This window comes from Actinoplanes sp. NPDC026670 (assembly GCF_040638175.1).
Lineage (GTDB): Bacteria > Actinomycetota > Actinomycetes > Mycobacteriales > Micromonosporaceae > Actinoplanes.
The window spans coordinates 39889-56839 of sequence record NZ_JBEZXU010000075.1; the positions used below are offsets into that span (position 1 = coordinate 39889).

At 71.0% G+C, this 16951-nt stretch carries 18 protein-coding genes; 9 read left to right on the forward strand and 9 right to left on the reverse strand.

Features of this window, described 5'->3' with window-relative positions:
- Positions 1–263: 263 nt before the first annotated feature.
- The 4 genes from AB0E94_RS44320 to AB0E94_RS44335 form a co-directional block, all read right to left on the reverse strand.
- On the reverse strand, positions 264–1448 hold the full coding sequence (locus AB0E94_RS44320) for a S8 family peptidase (protein ID WP_360339773.1): 1185 nt from the start codon (positions 1446–1448) through the stop codon (positions 264–266).
- 76 nt (positions 1449–1524) lie between these two features.
- The gene (locus AB0E94_RS44325; RefSeq protein WP_360339776.1) at positions 1525–2883 is read right to left on the reverse strand and encodes a HAMP domain-containing sensor histidine kinase; all 1359 of its coding nucleotides are present in this window, start codon (positions 2881–2883) and stop codon (positions 1525–1527) included.
- 67 nt (positions 2884–2950) lie between these two features.
- Positions 2951–5788 carry a M28 family peptidase gene (locus tag AB0E94_RS44330; RefSeq protein ID WP_360339827.1) on the reverse strand — a complete coding sequence of 946 codons (2838 nt, stop codon included), beginning with the start codon at positions 5786–5788 and terminating at the stop codon, positions 2951–2953.
- A 185-nt stretch (positions 5789–5973) separates the two neighbouring features.
- The gene (locus AB0E94_RS44335) at positions 5974–6489 is read right to left on the reverse strand and encodes a hypothetical protein (RefSeq protein ID WP_360339779.1); all 516 of its coding nucleotides are present in this window, start codon (positions 6487–6489) and stop codon (positions 5974–5976) included.
- A 72-nt stretch (positions 6490–6561) separates the two neighbouring features.
- On the opposite strand from AB0E94_RS44335, the gene AB0E94_RS44340 reads away from it, so the two are divergent.
- The 4 genes from AB0E94_RS44340 (at position 6562) to AB0E94_RS44355 (ending at position 9243) form a co-directional block, all read left to right on the forward strand.
- Positions 6562–7236, forward strand: coding sequence for a response regulator transcription factor (locus AB0E94_RS44340; RefSeq protein ID WP_360339782.1), 675 nt, complete (start codon positions 6562–6564; stop codon positions 7234–7236).
- 162 nt (positions 7237–7398) lie between these two features.
- A complete protein-coding gene (locus tag AB0E94_RS44345) occupies positions 7399–7821 on the forward strand; it encodes a response regulator (RefSeq protein WP_360339785.1) in 423 nt (140 codons plus the stop codon).
- 25 nt (positions 7822–7846) lie between these two features.
- The gene (locus AB0E94_RS44350) at positions 7847–8449 is read left to right on the forward strand and encodes a nitroreductase family protein (RefSeq protein WP_360339788.1); all 603 of its coding nucleotides are present in this window, start codon (positions 7847–7849) and stop codon (positions 8447–8449) included.
- Positions 8446–9243: a hypothetical protein gene (locus AB0E94_RS44355; RefSeq protein ID WP_360339791.1), complete on the forward strand. Its 798-nt coding sequence runs from the start codon at positions 8446–8448 to the stop codon at positions 9241–9243. Before AB0E94_RS44350 ends, AB0E94_RS44355 begins: the two co-directional genes overlap by 4 nt.
- Here the strand turns inward: AB0E94_RS44355 and AB0E94_RS44360 are convergent.
- From AB0E94_RS44360 to AB0E94_RS44370, 3 genes are read right to left on the reverse strand one after another with little or no spacing between them, the layout of a single operon-like run.
- Positions 9240–9587: a nuclear transport factor 2 family protein gene (locus tag AB0E94_RS44360; RefSeq protein ID WP_360339794.1), complete on the reverse strand. Its 348-nt coding sequence runs from the start codon at positions 9585–9587 to the stop codon at positions 9240–9242. The two genes, AB0E94_RS44355 and AB0E94_RS44360, sit on opposite strands and share 4 nt — an antisense overlap.
- Complete coding sequence (locus AB0E94_RS44365; protein ID WP_360339797.1) at positions 9584–10021, reverse strand: SRPBCC domain-containing protein; 438 nt, start codon at positions 10019–10021, stop codon at positions 9584–9586. The genes AB0E94_RS44360 and AB0E94_RS44365 overlap by 4 nt, the downstream gene beginning before the upstream one ends.
- Positions 10018–10356, reverse strand: a complete 339-nt coding sequence (locus AB0E94_RS44370; RefSeq protein ID WP_360339800.1) for a metalloregulator ArsR/SmtB family transcription factor — start codon at positions 10354–10356, stop codon at positions 10018–10020. Before AB0E94_RS44370 ends, AB0E94_RS44365 begins: the two co-directional genes overlap by 4 nt.
- 152 nt (positions 10357–10508) lie before the next feature.
- Between AB0E94_RS44370 and ribA the strand changes: the two genes are divergently transcribed.
- The 5 genes from ribA to AB0E94_RS44395 all read left to right on the forward strand — a co-directional run bounded on the left by ribA (position 10509) and on the right by AB0E94_RS44395 (position 14448).
- Positions 10509–11156 carry a GTP cyclohydrolase II gene (ribA, locus tag AB0E94_RS44375; protein ID WP_360339803.1) on the forward strand — a complete coding sequence of 216 codons (648 nt, stop codon included), beginning with the start codon at positions 10509–10511 and terminating at the stop codon, positions 11154–11156.
- 38 nt (positions 11157–11194) lie between these two features.
- A complete protein-coding gene (locus tag AB0E94_RS44380; RefSeq protein WP_360339806.1) occupies positions 11195–11716 on the forward strand; it encodes a dCMP deaminase in 522 nt (173 codons plus the stop codon).
- Positions 11713–12594, forward strand: a complete 882-nt coding sequence (locus tag AB0E94_RS44385; protein WP_360339809.1) for a class III extradiol ring-cleavage dioxygenase — start codon at positions 11713–11715, stop codon at positions 12592–12594. The genes AB0E94_RS44380 and AB0E94_RS44385 overlap by 4 nt, the downstream gene beginning before the upstream one ends.
- A 56-nt stretch (positions 12595–12650) precedes the next feature.
- A complete protein-coding gene (locus tag AB0E94_RS44390) occupies positions 12651–13115 on the forward strand; it encodes a MarR family transcriptional regulator (protein ID WP_360339812.1) in 465 nt (154 codons plus the stop codon).
- Between the two features lie 145 nt (positions 13116–13260).
- Positions 13261–14448, forward strand: a complete 1188-nt coding sequence (locus AB0E94_RS44395) for a glycosyl hydrolase (RefSeq protein WP_360339815.1) — start codon at positions 13261–13263, stop codon at positions 14446–14448.
- 22 nt (positions 14449–14470) lie between these two features.
- Here AB0E94_RS44395 and AB0E94_RS44400 read toward each other — a convergent pair whose 3' ends face one another.
- A complete protein-coding gene (locus tag AB0E94_RS44400; RefSeq protein ID WP_360339818.1) occupies positions 14471–15295 on the reverse strand; it encodes an STM4015 family protein in 825 nt (274 codons plus the stop codon).
- A gap of 124 nt (positions 15296–15419) precedes the next feature.
- Complete coding sequence (locus AB0E94_RS44405) at positions 15420–16661, reverse strand: metal-dependent hydrolase (RefSeq protein WP_360339821.1); 1242 nt, start codon at positions 16659–16661, stop codon at positions 15420–15422.
- Between the last annotated feature and the right edge of the window lie 290 nt (positions 16662–16951).

The window sequence follows — 16951 nt, forward strand, 5'->3', positions numbered from 1 at the left end:
GTCCCGATCACGGACACGACGACCGGTCCGGCTGTCCCATCATCGGAACAACGGGCGGGCCGAAGATCCTGATCTTGGGAACGGCGCCCGATCGGGCGGCGGGATCAGCCCGGTCACCCGCTGCCGGGCCGGCCGGAAGCCAAAGACCGCCAGCCGTCGCTGACGCGCCTTTCGGCACCCCGATTCCCGCGCTCAGCGACGGCTGGCGGTCCGGGCCGGTGTCGGCGGCTGCCGCCGACACCGGCTTCGCGGGCAGCCGGCGCTCAGAAGGCGGCGGTGTAGAGCAGGCGGTTCGGTGAGCCGGAACCCGGGCTGGTCACCACCCCGGTGGTCGCGCTGGCGATGATCGCGGCCTGCACCTGCGCCGGCGTGTCACCCGGGTGGGTCGCCAGGTAGAGGGCCGCCGCCCCGGCCACGTGCGGCGTGGCCATCGACGTGCCGCTGATCGTGTTGGTGGCGGTGTCGCTGGTGTTCCACGTCGACGGGATGCTGATGCCGGGCGCGAACACGTCCACGCACGTGCCCCGGTTGGCCCAGGACGGTTTCGCGTCGCTGCTGTTGGTGGCGGACACGGTGATCGCGGCCGGGACCCGGGCCGGTGACTGGGTGCAGGCGTCCAGGGCGAACAGTCCGAGGAACCCGTTGCCGGCCGCGATCGAGTAGCTGACCCCGGACGTGATGGACGCGCTGACCGCGTTGTCGAGGACCGTGTCGGCTCCGCCACCGAGGCTCATGTTGGCGACGGCGGGCTTGACGGCGTTCGCGGTGACCCACTCGATCCCGGCCACGACCTGGGCGGTGGTGCCGCTGCCCTCGCAGTTCAGCACCCGCACGCCGACGAGCTGCACGCCCTTGGCGACCCCGTAGGCGGTGCCGCCCACGGTTCCGGCGACGTGCGTTCCGTGGCCGTTGCAGTCGTCGGCCGTACCGCCGTCGATGGCGTCGAATCCGCTGGTCGCGCGGCCGCCGAAGTCCTGGTGGGAGGTGCGGATGCCGGTGTCGATGATGTAGGCGCGCACGTTGGAGGCGGTGGTGTTGTAGGTGTACGCGGCGTTGACCGGCCGGTTGCGCTGGTCGATGCGGTCCAGGCCGTAGGACGGCGGGTTGGTCTGCGTGTCGGAGATCCGGTGGATCACGTTGGGCTGCACGAACGCGACGTCCGGGTGGGCGGCGACCTGCCGCGCCGTGCGCGCCGTCATGGTCGCCGAGAAACCATTGAAGACTTTGGAGTACGTACGGAGCAGCGTCGCCTGGTGTTCGGCGGCCACGGTGCGGGCGATCTTCCCGGACTTGAGGACGACGATGTAGCTGTCCTTCACGACTTCGGCGCCCGGCACCGCGAGGACGTCGGCTTCGGGTGGGGCGGCCTGGGCGCCGGTGGACAGCCCGAGGGTGGCGAGGATGGCGGCGGCCGCGACGGCGGCGCTTCGGCGGACGGTTGTGCGCAAGGGAACCTCCCGACTCTGGGTGGTCACGCAACCACGTCCCGTGAAGCTAACAGTCTGATCGAAGTATGTGAATGCCTTAGCCCCGGTGGGCGTGGGCTCCGCCGAAGGTGCGCCACCAGCGGCGGCGGGGCACGGGCTGGGCCGGGGTGTCCTCGGAGACCACACCGAGCGTGAGGCTCACCCGGGCGCCGCCCCACTCGTTGCGGCCGACGGTGAACGAACCGCCGGTGTCGGCGGCCAGGCGCTGGGCGATGTCCAGGCCCAGGCCGGTGGAGTCGGCGCCACTCGCGCCCCGGGCCAGGGCCGCCTCCGGGTCGGCGAAACCGGGCCCGGCGTCGTCGACGGTCACCGTGGCCGAGTCGGCGGCCCGCGTGACGGTGACCCGGCAGGCGGCGTCCTCACCGGTGTGGTGGAAGACGTTGCCGAGCAGCACGTCGAGGGCTTCGGTGACCCGCGACCACGCGGCCGGCACGGTGATCCCCTCCGGCGGCGGGTCGGCCTGCCAGGTGCGCCCCTGGTCCTCGGCGAGCGCGCCCCAGAACCCGGTCCGGTCGGCGACCACCGCGCCCAGGTCGCAGTGCAGCCGGGGCCGGGCCGCCAGCGGACGGCCGGCCTCGCTGATCACGGCGCTGATCTCGTGTTCGAGCCGGTCCACGACACGCAGCTGACGGTCCCGGTCGTCGCCGGAGGGCAGGGCCTCGGCGTTGAGGCGCAGCGCGGTCAGCGGCACCCGCAGGCGGTGCGACAGGTTCCCGGCGAGCGCCCGCTCCTTGGCCAGCAGCTCCAGGAACCGGTCGGCCAGCAGGTTCAGGGCCGACCCGACCTCCTCGATCTCACGGGGGCCGCTCGGGCGTACCCGCGCATGAAGTTGACCTGCCCCTAAGCTCGTGGCGGTGCGTGCGAGATCGCGGGTGGCGCGGACGACCCGGGCCGCGAGGCGGTCGGCGAGGAACATGCAGAGGCCGACCAGCACGATCGCCTCGACCAGCAGCACCAGCACGGCGGTGCCGACGCCGGCGCGCAGTGACGTGCCGGGGACGAAGACCTCGATGACGGCGATCAGCCCCTGTGGGAGGGCGACCGGGCGCAGGTAGACGCGTCCGCCGTCGATGCCGATCGTGCCGGCGGTCTCCCGGTCACGGACCTGGGCGACCGCGCCGTCGCCGGCCCGGCTGACCCCGACGGTGCCGAGGGTGGGCAGGTGGGCGGCGAGTTCGCCGTGCTGGCCCGCCCGGGTGCTCATGATCGAGTTGAGGACCAGTTCGCGGTCGGTGGCGACCACGACCACCGCGGACAGTCCGAGGGCCTGGCGTTCGGCCTCGCGCATGGCACGGTCCTGCACGGCGCTGTGCACGAGCAGCGCCAGCGGGATGACGAACGCCAGCGCCACCAGGGTGGTGACGGCCAGCGCGACCAGTACGTAGCTTCGTCTCATCGGACCGCCGACCATAACGTGACCGGGCGCGCCCCACCATAGGCAGGGCACGCCCGATCGACCCTGATCAGAACGTCAGGGCCCAGGAGTCCAGCGTTCCGGTATCGCCGGAGTACAGGTCGCGGACTCGCAGCTTCCAGGTGCCGGAGGCCTGTTCGGCCGAGACGTCGACGGTCTGGTCGAGCTTGACGTCGTCGGCGCTGTCGAACCGGCTGGACTTCTTCAGCTGGTACGCGGTGCCGTCCGGGGCGATCAGGTGGATCTCCAGGTCGCCGCGGAACCCGTGCCGGATGCTCGCCTCCACCTTGAGGGCGGCCGGCGCGTTGCCGGTGCGCTGCACGGTGATCGGCGACTCGATCGCGGAACGGTCCTTGACGGCGAAGTCGGCCGGGTTCTCCACCCGGGTCGAGGTGGTCTCGGCGGGCGCCTTGACGCCGGTCAGGGTCCAGGCGGCGTACGCGGCCACGTCGGTGTGCGCGTCCAGGGCGTCGAAGTCGACGTTGCCGGCCCCGTCACAGCCGGAGTGGTAGCAGGGGTCGTACGCCTTGCCTGCTTCGCCGTCCCAGAGATCGGCCTCGGCCTGGGTCATCGCCGGGGCCAGGCTCAAGGTCGCGGTGCCGCCGGTCGGGATGCCTGCGGCCTTGAACGAGGCGTGGTCGGAGCGGCCCTTGATGTCAGTGGACAGCGAGGTGATGCCCTCCGCCGTGAACCCGGCCTTCAGGGCGGCGGCGATGGCCGTCCCCTTGGCGTCGTCGCCGTAGACGAAGTAGCCGGGGTTCGGCGAGCCGATCATGTCGAAGTTCAGGTACCCGGTGATCCTCGCCCGCTCGCCGGCAGACAGCGAGGACACGTACGCCTTGGATCCGACCAGGCCCAGCTCCTCGGCGCCCCACCAGCCGAACCGGATGCCCTTGTCACCGTTCGCACCGGAGGCGGCATAGGCCAGGGCGACCTCGAGGATGCCGGCCGAGCCGGAGGCGTTGTCGTTGATGCCAGCACCCTGGGTGACGCTGTCGAGGTGCGCCCCGAGCATGACGACCCGGTTGGGGTCGCCACGCCCGGGCAGATCGGCGATCAGGTTGTAACCCGTCTTGCCGGCGTGGGTGAACTGCTGGACGCGGGTGGTGTAACCGGCCACGTCCAGGCGCTGCTTGAGGTAGTCGAGCGAGGCTTTGTAGCCGGCCGACCCGTGTGCCCGGTTGCCGTTGTTCGCCTGCGCGATCCGGGCGAACTCGGTGATGTCGGCACGGAGCGCGGAGGCGTCGATGTCGACCGTCTTCGCCGGGGTAGCGGTCGGGCCGGGGGTGGGGCTGACCGACGGCGACGCCGAAACGGGAGGCGTCGCCGTCGTGCTGGTGGAGGGAGCCGGCTGCGGGGCGGCCACCGCGCACGTCGGGTCGCCCTGGGCGGGCACGCTGACGGCGTCCCAGGCGGCCTTGATCGCGGTGAACTCGGTGCAGCTGTTCGGGTGCAGGGCGAGGGTGGCGTCCAGGGTGGCCTTGCGGGCCTTGCTGTAGGTCCAGCCGGACGTCTTGCGCAGCAGCGCGTGGTAGAAGATCTCACCGGCCGGCCACAGGCCGATACCTGTCACCTTGGACCCGTTGCAGGTGGTGCTGGCGGGTTTGCCGGCCGGGGCGGACCCCTCGGAGGCCAGGTAGAACCAGTGGTTGAGCGGCCCGGCGGCGGAGTGCACCTCGGTGGTCGGGATCTTCGTCGACCAGCAGTTCGGGTCACCGGCGGCGGACGGGTTGAACATGTTACGGATCGGGCCGTTGCCGGAGAGGTTCACCTTCTCGCCGACCAGGAAGTCGGGCGGGTCGTTCGGGTTCGCGGCGAAGTGCTCGGCCATGGTGCCGAAGATGTCGCCGGTCGCCTCGTTCAGGCCGCCCGTCTCGTTGGTGGTGCCGCGGCTGCCGCCCGGGGTGTGGCAGAAAACGCCGTGGCCGAGCTCGTGCGCCACCACGTCGATCGAGTTGACCTGGCGGGCGCCGTCGCTGGTCCGGCCGTACTTCGTCTGGTCCCGGCTGGCGTCGCCCGTACCGGCGCAGCTGTAGAAGGCGTTGACGTCGGTGAGGCCGACGAACATCGTCGCGGCGCCGCCGTTGCCGTCGATGCCGTTGCGGTTGAACTTGGCCTTCAGCATGTCCCAGAGGACGCCGCCGGCGTACTGGGTGTCGACGCCACCGGTGGTGATGTCGCTGCCGGCGCCGTTGCCCCACTTGTCGTCGGCGTCGGTGAGGATCTGGCCGGTGCGGTCGTTGAGCGTCCGCATGCCGCCGCGCGCCGGATCACGCATCTCGAACCCGCCGGACCCGGTGGTGGTGCCGATGGTGACCTGACCGCCGTAGTGACCCTGCCCGGTGCCACCGGTGATCTCGTCCCATGAGCCCGCGTACTTACCGGTCCGCGCGTCGACGTAGGCGTGGGCCCGGCTGTCGTCGCCCTCGATGACGACCTCCCAGACCAGGCGGTCCTTGCCCTCACCCGCGACGATGCCGAGTTTCGGCTCGCCGCTGACCGTGCCCGGGTGGATCAGCAGCGACACCTTCTCGGCCTTGGCCGCGGTCACCTTGGGGGTGGTGGCGACCTCGACCGCGCCGGTCGTGGTGCCGCCCTTGACGGCGCCCTTGGCGTCGGTCACGACGACCACGTCGCCGCCGACGAAAACCGGAAGATCCTTGTAGGTACGGGAGTAGCTCACGTAGTTCAGGCCACGCGCCGTGGTGGTCACCGACTGGCGGGTGTACGTGGCGTCCGGGTCCTTGGTGAACCCGGTGGACCTACCGGTCACGTACTGGTCGGCGGCGGCCGCGGAGCTGATCGCGCCACCGTCGGAGAAGTCCGGCTCCGGGATCTCGCCGGCACCCGAGTAACCGGCGCTGTACGCCGCCCCCAGGCCGAGCATGACCAGTGTGACGCTGCCCAGCGCGGTGACGCGCAGCGCCTTTCTGCTGCGGGAACGTCTCACTGACGATCCTCCCATGGCTTCAAGTCGATCTCTGTGTGCCGTGGGAGTCTCGCCTCGGTTGCCTTAAGGGCACCGGAAGGATTGCTATCGGCCCGGTAACGACCGTCGATACCCGGGCCGGATCAGGATCCGTACTCCTCGATGACCTGCGCCGCCGGGCCGCCGCTCCAGTAGGCGGTGATGACCGACGTGTGCCCCGGAGTGGACAGGCGTGCGACGACCACCGTGTCGCTGCGCCGGGCGCCGGTGGCGGTGTAGCCGGGCAGCGGGTCGGCGTCGACGATGTCCACCCGGGTCGACGAGAAGGCCACGATGATCGACCCGCCGTCGGCGGAGACCCGGTACCGCGGCCGCCGGTCCACGGCCGACGGCTCCACGCTCGGGGTGGGTGACGGCTTCGCACTGGGCTTCACCGACGGTGAGGCTGGGGGGCGTGTCGTCACAGTGCGTTGTGGAGTCCGCGACGGACGCACCTTGGACGGGCTCGGTGACGGCGGCGGCTCGGTCTCGGCCAGCCCGAACCTGATCTCGGTGTACCGCCGGTTCACGTCGATGGCGACCGGTGGCTCGTCGGTGAGCGCCGGGGCCACCCCGAGCCGGACCCCGAACCAGGAGACGGTGACCGCGGTTACCGTCACTGCGAGCCATCCCGCGACGTATCTCCAGCTCCGGCCCATCGGCACATTCTGCATCACCGATACGCTGGCGCAATGCCGCAGGTCTTGGTGATCGAGGACGACGTCGATGTCCGGGAAGCAATCGGCCGGTTACTCACCGCTACCGGCCATGAGGTGCGCCTGTGCGCGACCGCCCTCGACGGCCTGCGTGAGGTCGCCGCGCGCGAGCCGGATGTGGTGGTGCTCGACCTGGGTCTGCCCGACCTCGACGGGGCGGCCGTGCTGAGCCGGATCCGGCTCACCTCGCAGGTGCCGATCGTGGTCGCGACCGCCCGGGAGGCGGAGAGCGAGATGATCCGGCTGCTGCGTGCCGGGGCCGACGACTACGTGGTCAAGCCGTACTCGGCCGAGCAGATCGAGGCCCGGATCGCGGCGATGCTGCGCCGGGGGCGCGGGCCGACGGCGGCCGGGCTGGTGGTGGGCGGGCTGGCGCTCGACCCGCAGGCGCGCACGGCGTCCCTCGACGGCACGGCGCTCCAGCTGTCGCGGCTCGAGTTCGACCTGCTCGCGTACCTGATGGAGCGGGCCGGGACGGTGGTCTCCCGGCAGCAGCTGCTCGGCGACGTGTGGCCGGAGAGCCGGTCGTTGGAGACGGTCGACGTGCACGTCACCTGGCTGCGCCGCAAACTCGGCGAACGGGCGGCGCAACCACGCTACCTGCACACCGTCCGCGGGGTGGGGATCCGCCTGTCTGCGCCCACCCAGTGAGCGCGGATTGTCAGGATTGTCACGACCAGGTGGGGTGACGCGACGATAATGGGTGGCTGTGGGTTACCACCGACCTGACCCCCGGCCCAGGACGACCCTGACCCCGGCCCAGGCCCGCCGCGCGCGCCGCCGGCCGGTCCGGCCGCCGTCCGGGAGGCCGTCGTGACGGTCCTGCTGGTCGCCGAGGACGACGAGGACATCGCGGCGCTGCTGCTCCGGATGTTCCGGAAGACCACCTTCACGGTGTCGCGGGCCGTCGACGGCGTCGAGGCGCTCCGGGCGATCCGGGAGGCGCCACCGGACGTGCTGCTCACCGACATCGGAATGCCCCGGATGGACGGCTGGGCGCTGATCCGCGAGGTCCGCGGCGACGAGCGCTCGGCGCAGATCCCGATCGCGGTGATCAGCGGGCAACTGCACCCCGGCGACCCACGAGCCACCGAGCACGGCGTCTGCGCGCTTCTGACCAAACCGTGCCCCAACGAGCAGGTCCTGCACGCGATCGAACAGCTGGCCACGCTGGGCCGGCACTCGCACACCGCGGAGGCGTCCGCCTGCCACGGACTGCGCCTGATCCCCGCGTAGCCCGCAGATTCGCTACCGTCGCCGGATGGCCGAATTCCATCAGGTTCTCCGCGGGCGGCGGATGGTTCGCAACTACCGGCCGGACCCGATCCCCGGCGAGGTCCTCGAACGTGTCGTGAAGGTCGTGCACCGGGCCCCGAGCGCCGGCTTCAGCCAGGGCCACCGCATCGTGGTGGTGACCGACCCGGCGAAGCGGGCCGAACTCGCCGCGGTCGCCGAGCCCTGGTATCTGGAGAAGGGCTTCCCGCCGTGGATCTCGCAGGCGCCGGCGCAGCTGGTCCTCGGCATCCGGGAGGCGTCCTACCACGAGCGGTACACCGAGGCCGACAAGCTGGAGCCGGGCGCGGAGGAGATCCCGTGGCCGGTGCCGTTCTGGTGGTTCGACGCCGGCGCCCTGTTCACGCTGCTCCAGCTGGCCGCCGCCGACGAGGGCCTGGCCAGTGGTTTCTACAGTCCGGCGTTCCCGGCGGAGCTGGCCGCGCTGTCCACGGCGGCCGGGCTGCCCGACGACGTAGCGCTGGCCGGGGTGATCACGGTCGGTTACCCGGCCGACGATCCCGGGGTGCCGGTGGCGAAACTCGCCAAACGCCGTAAGCCCATCGACGAGCTGGTGTCCTGGCTCCGGTGAGGGTTCCCGGGAAACGCCTCCTGATCGCCGCCGTCGTGGTGACCCTGCTGGTCGCGGTGGCCGGGTTCGCGGTGTGGTGGCGGTGGGACGGCGACCGTCAGCCCCGCGTCGGCGACGTGGTGGCGACCATGAACACCGCCGTCGCGGACGCCGTCGTCGCAGCCGGTGAGAACGCCGCCGTCACGGTCAGTGCGGTGGTGGCGGCCGCCGAGTGCGAGCTCGGGTTCCTGCGCCGGGGCCGGGTCTTCACCGCGAAGGCCGACCTCTACACCGATCCGGGCGGTGAGGAGTCGCTGATCACCACGATCGAGCAGGGCCTGACCGGCCGATACGTCACCCGCCGGTCAGACGCGGTGGCCGGGGTCCGGGCGTTGCAGGCCGACGTCGGCCCGGTGCGGCTGTCGGTGCGGCGGCTGAGCCCGGGATGGCTGGCGGTGACCGCCCGTAGCGAGTGCAGCGCCGGATCCGTCGGCACCGGAACGGCCGATCCGGCCACCCCGGGCGGCGCTGCCGTGACCTCGCTGCTGGCCACCGTCGGCACCCGGCCCGCCGGGCTCACCGAACAACGCCTGAAGTGCCCGAACGGGGAGATCGTGACGGTTTCGGCGGTCAGCGAGCCGGTCGACGCGGGCCGCCTGGCGACCCGCGTGAACGCCACGGTCCCGGCCGGGGCCCGGCAGTTCGCGGCCTACGACGCCAACCGCGTCGCCTACCGCGACGGTCCCACGTCGGTGGTGGTCGCCGCCACCGACGACGGCACGGCGGTCACCGCCCAGCACACCACGAACTGCTAATTCAGCGGTACGACGTACGAGTCGACACGCGCGATCAGCCCGTCACGGAACGTGAACAGGTCGTTGAAGGCGAACCGGAACGGACCGTGTTCGACGCTGACCCCGCGACCCTCACCGGTGGTGACGACCACCGCCCCGTCCTCGAGGACCCGCTCCACATCGAGGAGGGGGTGGCCGGTGAAGGCCGGGTTCTCGATCTCGCCGTCGAACTCGGCCTTGCCGTTGGTCACCCGGTGCCCGTGGATGACCCAGGTGACGTCGTCGGTGAGGGTGGCCAGAATCCGCGGGTGGTCACCGGTCCGGAACCCGTCGAAGTACTCGTTCACGAGATGCCGCTGACTCATCGTTTCTCCAGGTAGGTGTCGAGGGCGTCGAGGATCGAGGCGAGCCCGTCGGCGGCCTGCGCGGTCCGCAGCTCGACCGGAAGGCGGCGCTGGTGGACGGTCAGGTCGGTGCCGGCGCCGGCGGCCCGGATGGTGATCGTGGTGCGGAGCCCAGTGACCGGCTCGTCGAAGACCAGCTCGTGCGGGGCGCTGACCAGCACGTACACGAAATGCAGTCGCCGGGTCGCGCCGTCCGGCGCCCGGGTGTCGAGGGCGAACTCTCCCCCGGGACGCAGGTCGATCCGCACCGACTCGGGCGGCACCGTCGCATGTGACCCGCCCCAGAAGGCGGCGACCCCGGCGGGTTCGACGAAGGCGGCCCAGACCCGCTCGGGCGACGCCGCAAACCGGCGCCTGGCGATCAGCTCGTCACCCCGCAACTCGGCCCCGCTCACCGCGAGGTCCCCGTTGCCGCGTCCTCGTCGCCGGCCAGGTGCCGGTCGAGGGCGTCGAGACGGTCGTCCCAGGCCCGGCGCTGCTCGGCGATCCAGCCGCCCAGCTCGGACAGCCTGTCGGCCCGCAGCCGGCAGGGCCGCCGGGTGCCCTCGCGCCGCTGCTCGATCAGCCCGCTGCGGCGTAGCACCCCGACATGGTGGGAGATCGCCTGCTGGGAGAGGCCGAAGGGTTCGGCGAGCTCACCGACCGTGGCGTCACCCCGGGACAGGCGGCTCACCAGGGCCCGCCGGACGGGGTCACCGAGGGCGGCGAAGGCGGTGTCGAGTTCGACCATGTCCAGCACTCTAATACAAACAACCGCTTTAACAAGCGGATGTTTGTTGAAGCACCAACGGCAAGTGATTCTTGCCACGCCAGGTTTTATTGATCATTCAACATTCGCGGACGATGCTGGTCCGTGAAAGTTCAACAACTTGGGGGTACGGGATGACGGCGCAGATTCGTACGCAGGTGACGGTGCCGTTACGGTTCCCGGACGGTTACGCCACGTCGGCGCAGGTCTTCACGTTCACCGGCCTGGCCGACGGCCGTGAGCACCTGGCTCTCGGGCTCGGCGACTGGCGTTCCGCGGTGGCTCTCGCGGCCGGCGGCGGCCAGGCGCCACTGGTCCGCCCGCACAGCGAGTGCCTGACCGGCGACGTGTTCGGCAGTGAGCGCTGCGACTGCGGCCCGCAGCTGCGGGAGGCCGCCGAGCGGATCACCACGGCCGGCGGGTTCCTGCTCTACCTGCGTCAGGAGGGCCGGGGCATCGGCCTGTACGCGAAGCTCGACGCCTACGCCCTCCAGGACACCGGCCTCGACACCTACCAGGCCAACCTGGCGCTCGGTCACGGCGAGGACGAGCGTGACTACACCGCCGCCGCGCAGATGCTGCTCGCTCTCGGCACACCGCGGATCCGGCTGCTCAGCAACAACCCGGACAAGGCCACCCAGCTCGGCGATCTGGGGGTACGGGTGACCGACCGGATCCCGACCGGCGTGCACCTGTCCGCCGCCAACGCCCGTTACCTGACCACCAAGCGTGACCACACCGCGCACACCCTCGACCTGCCGCTCACGGCGCTCGCCTCATGACCGCCGCTTCCGGGGCCCGCCGCTCCGGGGAGATCCTCATGACCGCCGTTTCTGGGACCCGCCGCTCCGGGGAGATCGTCATGACCGCCACCGACCGATTCTGGATGAGCGAGGCGATCCGGGTGTCCCGGCTGGCCCCCGCAGTGCCGGACCGCTACGCCGTGGGCGCGGTGATCGTCGACGCCGACGGGGGTCTGCTGGCCACCGGCTACACCGGCGAGACCCACCCGCACCACCACGCCGAGGAGGAGGCCCTGGCCCGGCTGGCCGACCGGCCCGGCCTCGACCTGTCCGGCGCCACCCTCTACACCTCGCTGGAGCCGTGCACCACCCGCCGGTCCCGGCCCGCGACGTGCACCCGGCTGATCCTGGACGCCGGTGTCGGCCGGGGCGTGCTGGCCTGGCGTGAGCCGATCCTGTTCGCCGACTGCGACGGCGTCGAAACATTGCGGCGGCACGGTGTCGAGGTGCTCGAACTGCCCGACCTGGCCGACCAGGTCCGTGCCGTGAACAGCCACGTCCTGCGGCCGGCCGCCGCTCGCCTGGAGACGATCGGATGAGCCCGAGCCGTACCACCCTCGCCGACGCGCTGATTCCCGCGGCGCACCCGTTCCGGCAGCATCTGGGCCGGGTCACACCGGTCGGCACGCACCGGGCCTGGACACCCGCCGACGGGCCGATCCCGGCTCTCTACCTCAGCCACGGCGCCCCGCCGACCTTCGAGGACCCGGCCTGGATGACCGAGCTGCACACCTGGGCACGGGATCTGCCCCGGCCGACCGCGATCCTGATCGTCAGCGCGCACTGGGAGTCGGCGCCGCTGGCGCTGTCCGGCAGCGCCGGCACCGAGCTGGTCTACGACTTCGGCGGGTTCGCGCCGCTCTACTACCGGATGCGGTACGACACCCCGGACGCCGGTGACCTGGCCCGCCAGGTGAAGGCGCTGGTGCCGCAGACCGTGCACGAGAACTCGAGCCGTGGCCTGGACCACGGGGCGTGGGTGCCGTTGAAGGTGATGTATCCGGAGGCCGACATCCCGGTGCTCCAGCTCAGCATCCCCACCCACGACGCGACCACCCTGCTCGGCCTCGGCGAACGGCTACGGCCGCTGCGCGAGCAGGGTGTTCTCGTGGTCGGGTCGGGGTTCATGACGCACGGGCTGCAGTTCCTCACCCGGGCCATGCTGGAGGGCAGGGTGCCGGGCTGGTCGGCCGACTTCGACGCGTGGGCGGCCGACGCGCTGGCCCGTGGTGACGTCGACGAGCTGGCCGGCTTCCGGGACCGGGCGCCGGGTATGCCCTACGCCCATCCGACAGTCGAGCACTTCACGCCGCTGTTCATCACCCTCGGCGCATCGAGCGACCCGGCGGCCGCGGTGACGACCGCAATCGACGGGTTCTCCATCGGCCTGGCCAAACGCTCGTTCCACACCGTCTGATCAGCACCGTCTGACCAGCACAGTTGCCGATCGACAGACACACCGAGGATGGCGCAGTGACCGACGAACCGCAGTGGCTCAGCGACACCGAGATGGGCGCGTGGCTCAACCTCGCCCAGATCCTGATGCTGATGCCCACCGCGCTCGACCAGCAACTGCGCGAGCAGGCCGGCCTGCCGCACACCCACTACCACATCCTCTCGGCGCTGAGCGCCCGTCCGGAGCGGGCGATGCGGATGACCGAGCTGGCCCGGATGGCCGGCACCACCACGACCCGGCTCTCGCACGCGGTCGCCACCCTGGAGCAGCGCGGCTGGGTGGCCCGGCGGGCCTGCCCGACCGACAAGCGCGGCCAGATCGCGCACCTGACCGACGCCGGTTTCGCGGTGCTCGCGGCGGCCGCGCCCGGGCACGTGACCGAGGTCCGCCGGCTGGTGTTCGACCACCTCACCGAGGACGACGTGGTCCGGCTGCGCGACATCACCGCGAAGGTCCTGCCGACGCTGACCGGCGGCGCCTGACCCGTACCCCCGGGCGGTCTTGGCGGGCGGCGCGCCGATCGGCGTATAGAAATTCATTATTGACTTGCTCTCTTGTCGGTCGTAATTTTCATCGGCAACAAGCTTTAATGAAAACTAGGCCCCTTCCCCAGGGAGGACTCCGCCCATGTCCATCGGTAAACGCCTGTTCGGCGGCGCCGCAGCGACGGTCCTGGCGGCCGTCGGTGTGGTCGCCATGAACGCCGGCACCGCCTCCGCCGCCGACTGCGGCTACCTGTTCGACGACTTCCACTACGCCTCCTCCGCCGACCCGGCACTGACCGCCAACGGCTGGACCCCGCGCAGCTACCAGGGCGGACCGGGTGTGCCCGGGGCCAACTGGTCGCCGAACGCGATCACCTTCCCCACCAGCAACGGGCAGAAGGTGATGCAGCTGACCGCCTCCACCGACGGCACCGCCGCCGGGACCAGCCACGCCGAGCTCTACTCGACCCAGAAGCGCTACCTGGAGGGCACCTACGCCAGCCGGGTCCGGTTCACCGACACCCCGGTCAGCGGCAACGACGGCGACCACATCAACCAGACGTTCTTCACCATCAGCCCGCTCAACGGCGACCTCGACCCCACCTACAGCGAACTCGACATCTCCGAGTACCTGCCGAACGGCGGCTGGGGAGAGACCGGGCCGATCAACTATCAGACCACCTGGTACACGTACCGCAACGAGCCCTGGTTCGCCGACAATCTGCACTCCGAGCAGAGGTCGAGTCTGGACGGCTGGCACGACCTGGTGGCGCAGGTCGCCAACGGGCACGTCGTGTACTGGATCGACGGCGTGCAGGTCGGCGACCACGGCGGCAAGTACTTCCCGCGCCAGACGATGACCATCAACTGGAACCTGTGGTTCATCGACACGGCCACCCACACCGGCGGGCTGTCCACCTACATCGAGCAGGTCGACTGGGTGCTGTTCGCCAAGAACCAGGTGCTCAGCCCGGCCCAGGTCGGCTCGCAGACGGCGTCGTACCGGACCGCCGGCACCCGCTTCACCGACACGGTCGCCACCTCCGGCCCGTGCACCAACCCGTCGCCGTCGAACCCGTCGTCGCCGACACCGTCCAACCCCGGCTCGCCGTCACCGTCGACACCCGCCGGCAACTGCTCGACCGCCCCGAACTGGCAGTTCAGCGCGACCTACACGACCGGAAACACCGTCAAACACGAGCGGAGCCGGTACGGCGACCCGTCCGGCCCCAAGTCGGGCGACGGCGTGCACCTGTGGAAGGCCAGGTACTGGACGCAGGGCTCGGAGCCCGGCTGGACCCAGCAGTGGGAGGACCTGGGCCGCTGCTGATCCACGTGGGACGGGGCCGGATTCACTCGTTGACCGCGGTGTACCGGCCCCATTCCTCCTCGTCCTGCGGGTCTTCGACGTCGACCGCGACGGCGGGCAGGTCGTCGACCAGCCGATGCGCCACCTCGGATGACATGAAGTGGTGGTTGAGGACCAGGCGCTTGAGGTGGGTGAGCGGCTGTCCGGCCATCAGTGCCTCCGCCCCGACATCGCCGAGCGTGCCCATCGACAGGTCGAGTTCGGTCAGCCGGGCGACCACCGGCGCCGAGGCGACGGCGGCCGCGATCTCGTCGGCGTTCTCGGCGTTGCACAACCCGAGCCGGTTGAGGGCCGGCAGCGACCGGCCGGACAGGATCCGCGCGAGGTCGTCGACACTGGCACCGCCCCCGTACTCCTCGACACCCAGCCAGAGCTCCAGATGCTCCAAGGCGGGCAGATCGGACTCGCCGACCGCCTGCACCACCGGGGCGGGCAGCCCGCCGCTCTCCAGGACGAGATCACGTAGATTCTCGTGCCGCACCGGGGACAGCGCGAGACCGTCGGATCCGCGCACCCGCAGCTTCCGCAGATTCGGGAAGGCCGTCAGCACCGGAGTGATGTCACCGTGCTGGATCCAGGAGATCTCGCACTGCTCGGATTCGATGTCGGCGATGAACAACGCGCGGAGACCGCTGAGCCGGTCCGCGTTGCCGGTCAGGATGTCCACCGGGAACGGCGTCGAATTCGTTTCGCCCCAGTCCCCGAAGATCAGGGCGGTCGGCCCAGCCGGACCGGCGAGCTTCATCATCTCCTCGAAGACCGAGGTGAGCTGGCCGCCCGCGTACTCGTTGGAGATCCACCAAGCCACCGCGGTAGGGTCGGTCGGGGCCGGGCCGTCTTCCCACCGGTGGACCGGGAGACCCGCGAAGGTTCCCGTGTAGTCATCACTGGACACCGGTGTGACGCTAACAAAAGAGCAGGCCGGCGGCGGGTCATTCGCCGGTCAGGAGGTCCTCTCGGGGCGGGATCCAGGGGGCCGGCAGTTGCGGGCACTCGTCCTCGGCTGGCCCGACCCGCACCTCGGCCATCCCGAGTCCGGGCTCGCGGTCGTACCGCAGGTCACCGACGACCCATCCGTCACCCTCCGCCACCGCCCACGGCGCACGCGCGAACTGGAGCAGCGCGTCGACCGCGCAGTAGTCGCCGACCAGCCCCGGCAGCAGACCCGCCGGGAGCGCCAGCTCGCCACCCCAGGCGATCTCGGCGGTCGACGGCTGCGCGACCGGAACGAGCGGAGCGGTCCGCTCGGCGCCCGACGGGAACAGCTCCGCACACCGTTCGGCGGCGATCCAGCCGGGTGCCAACGAGTGGAACCCACGTCGGAGAAAATACTGGTCCGCGGTGGTCTGGACGGCCAGCAGCTCACGGCAGACCGGGTTCGCCGGCATCGGCGTCAGCACCACGTCGAGGGTGCGGGCCTGCGGGAAACTCTCGGCGAGCAGCGCCTCGATGCGGCTCTGGGCGCTGCGGGTGGTGAGCACGAAGGTGGCGGTCAGCGCCAGCCAGGCGGCGACGCCGCCGGCGAGCGCCACCCGCGCCGGAGCGAATCGGCTGAGGGCCGCGAGACCGGCGACAAGGGCGGTCAGCAGGGCGGCGAATGCCGGCGGTACGAACCCGGTGAACCAGCTCAGCCCGAGGCCGGCCGTCAGCACCACCGCGATCAGAACGCGCCCGATCCGGCCCGGCAGCACGAACAGCAGCGCCGCCGCGCAGGCCCACAGCAGAGGTTCGACGATGAACACCGAGTCGCCGTAGTACCAGTGGTCGTCGACCGGCCAGAACGGGTGCACCCCGTAACTGTTGGTGAAGTCGAGCCCGATGTGCAGCAGCGTCGCCAGCACCGACAGCCCGGCCAGGAACCAGTTGTCGGCCGCCGACGGTGTCACCTTCCGTCGCCACCACCACAGCCGAACCGCCGCGAAGAGCAGAAGAGACAACCCGAGCGCCCCGGGTACGGTGTGCGTGTGCCCCCGGTGGTGCAGCAGGTAGTCGAGCGTGCTGCCGGCCCAGGTGGTGTAGAGGACGTCGGCGTCGGGCAGGTTGCCACCGACCGCCATGACGGTGATCGCAACGGTCCGGCGGGCCCGGTCGCTGAGCACCGTCGACGGCGGCAGGGTCCGGTGGACAGTCTCCGCGACCAGGACGCTGATCAGCGTATGGGTGAGATTGTCCATGCCCGGTGATCATAGTGGGGCCGGCTGCGCCGGGATCGCCCGGCCGGGGATCCGGACGCCCTTGACCTGTGCTTTGCGGGTGCAAGCCCGGTCGTTTACGGCCGGGTAAACCCGTGCGCTGACCCGGCACCAGCCCGGTCAGGCTGGGTGGTACGTTTGTTCGATAATGGGGCGGGAACGGAAACGGCCGAAAGATGCGACGGTGTTTGTCGTGTCGTTCCGGGTGTCGTTCTCGCCGTCGCAGCGGCGTAAAGTCCGGGCTCGTTTCCATGCCGGGACCGCGTTGTACA

What these genes read in the sequence shown, in the direction of transcription:
- AB0E94_RS44370 (WP_360339800.1), bottom strand. Translation starts at nt 10,356, where the DNA reads ATGGTCGAACTCGACACCGCCTTCGCCGCCCTCGGTGACCCCGTCCGG.
- AB0E94_RS44325 (WP_360339776.1), bottom strand. Translation starts at nt 2,883, where the DNA reads ATGAGACGAAGCTACGTACTGGTCGCGCTGGCCGTCACCACCCTGGTG.
- AB0E94_RS44340 (WP_360339782.1), top strand. Translation starts at nt 6,562, where the DNA reads ATGCCGCAGGTCTTGGTGATCGAGGACGACGTCGATGTCCGGGAAGCA.
- AB0E94_RS44385 (WP_360339809.1), top strand. Translation starts at nt 11,713, where the DNA reads ATGAGCCCGAGCCGTACCACCCTCGCCGACGCGCTGATTCCCGCGGCG.
- AB0E94_RS44360 (WP_360339794.1), bottom strand. Translation starts at nt 9,587, where the DNA reads ATGAGTCAGCGGCATCTCGTGAACGAGTACTTCGACGGGTTCCGGACC.
- ribA (WP_360339803.1), top strand. Translation starts at nt 10,509, where the DNA reads ATGACGGCGCAGATTCGTACGCAGGTGACGGTGCCGTTACGGTTCCCG.
- AB0E94_RS44405 (WP_360339821.1), bottom strand. Translation starts at nt 16,661, where the DNA reads ATGGACAATCTCACCCATACGCTGATCAGCGTCCTGGTCGCGGAGACT.
- AB0E94_RS44395 (WP_360339815.1), top strand. Translation starts at nt 13,261, where the DNA reads ATGTCCATCGGTAAACGCCTGTTCGGCGGCGCCGCAGCGACGGTCCTG.
- AB0E94_RS44380 (WP_360339806.1), top strand. Translation starts at nt 11,195, where the DNA reads ATGACCGCCGTTTCTGGGACCCGCCGCTCCGGGGAGATCGTCATGACC.
- AB0E94_RS44350 (WP_360339788.1), top strand. Translation starts at nt 7,847, where the DNA reads ATGGCCGAATTCCATCAGGTTCTCCGCGGGCGGCGGATGGTTCGCAAC.
- AB0E94_RS44330 (WP_360339827.1), bottom strand. Translation starts at nt 5,788, where the DNA reads ATGCTCGGCCTGGGGGCGGCGTACAGCGCCGGTTACTCGGGTGCCGGC.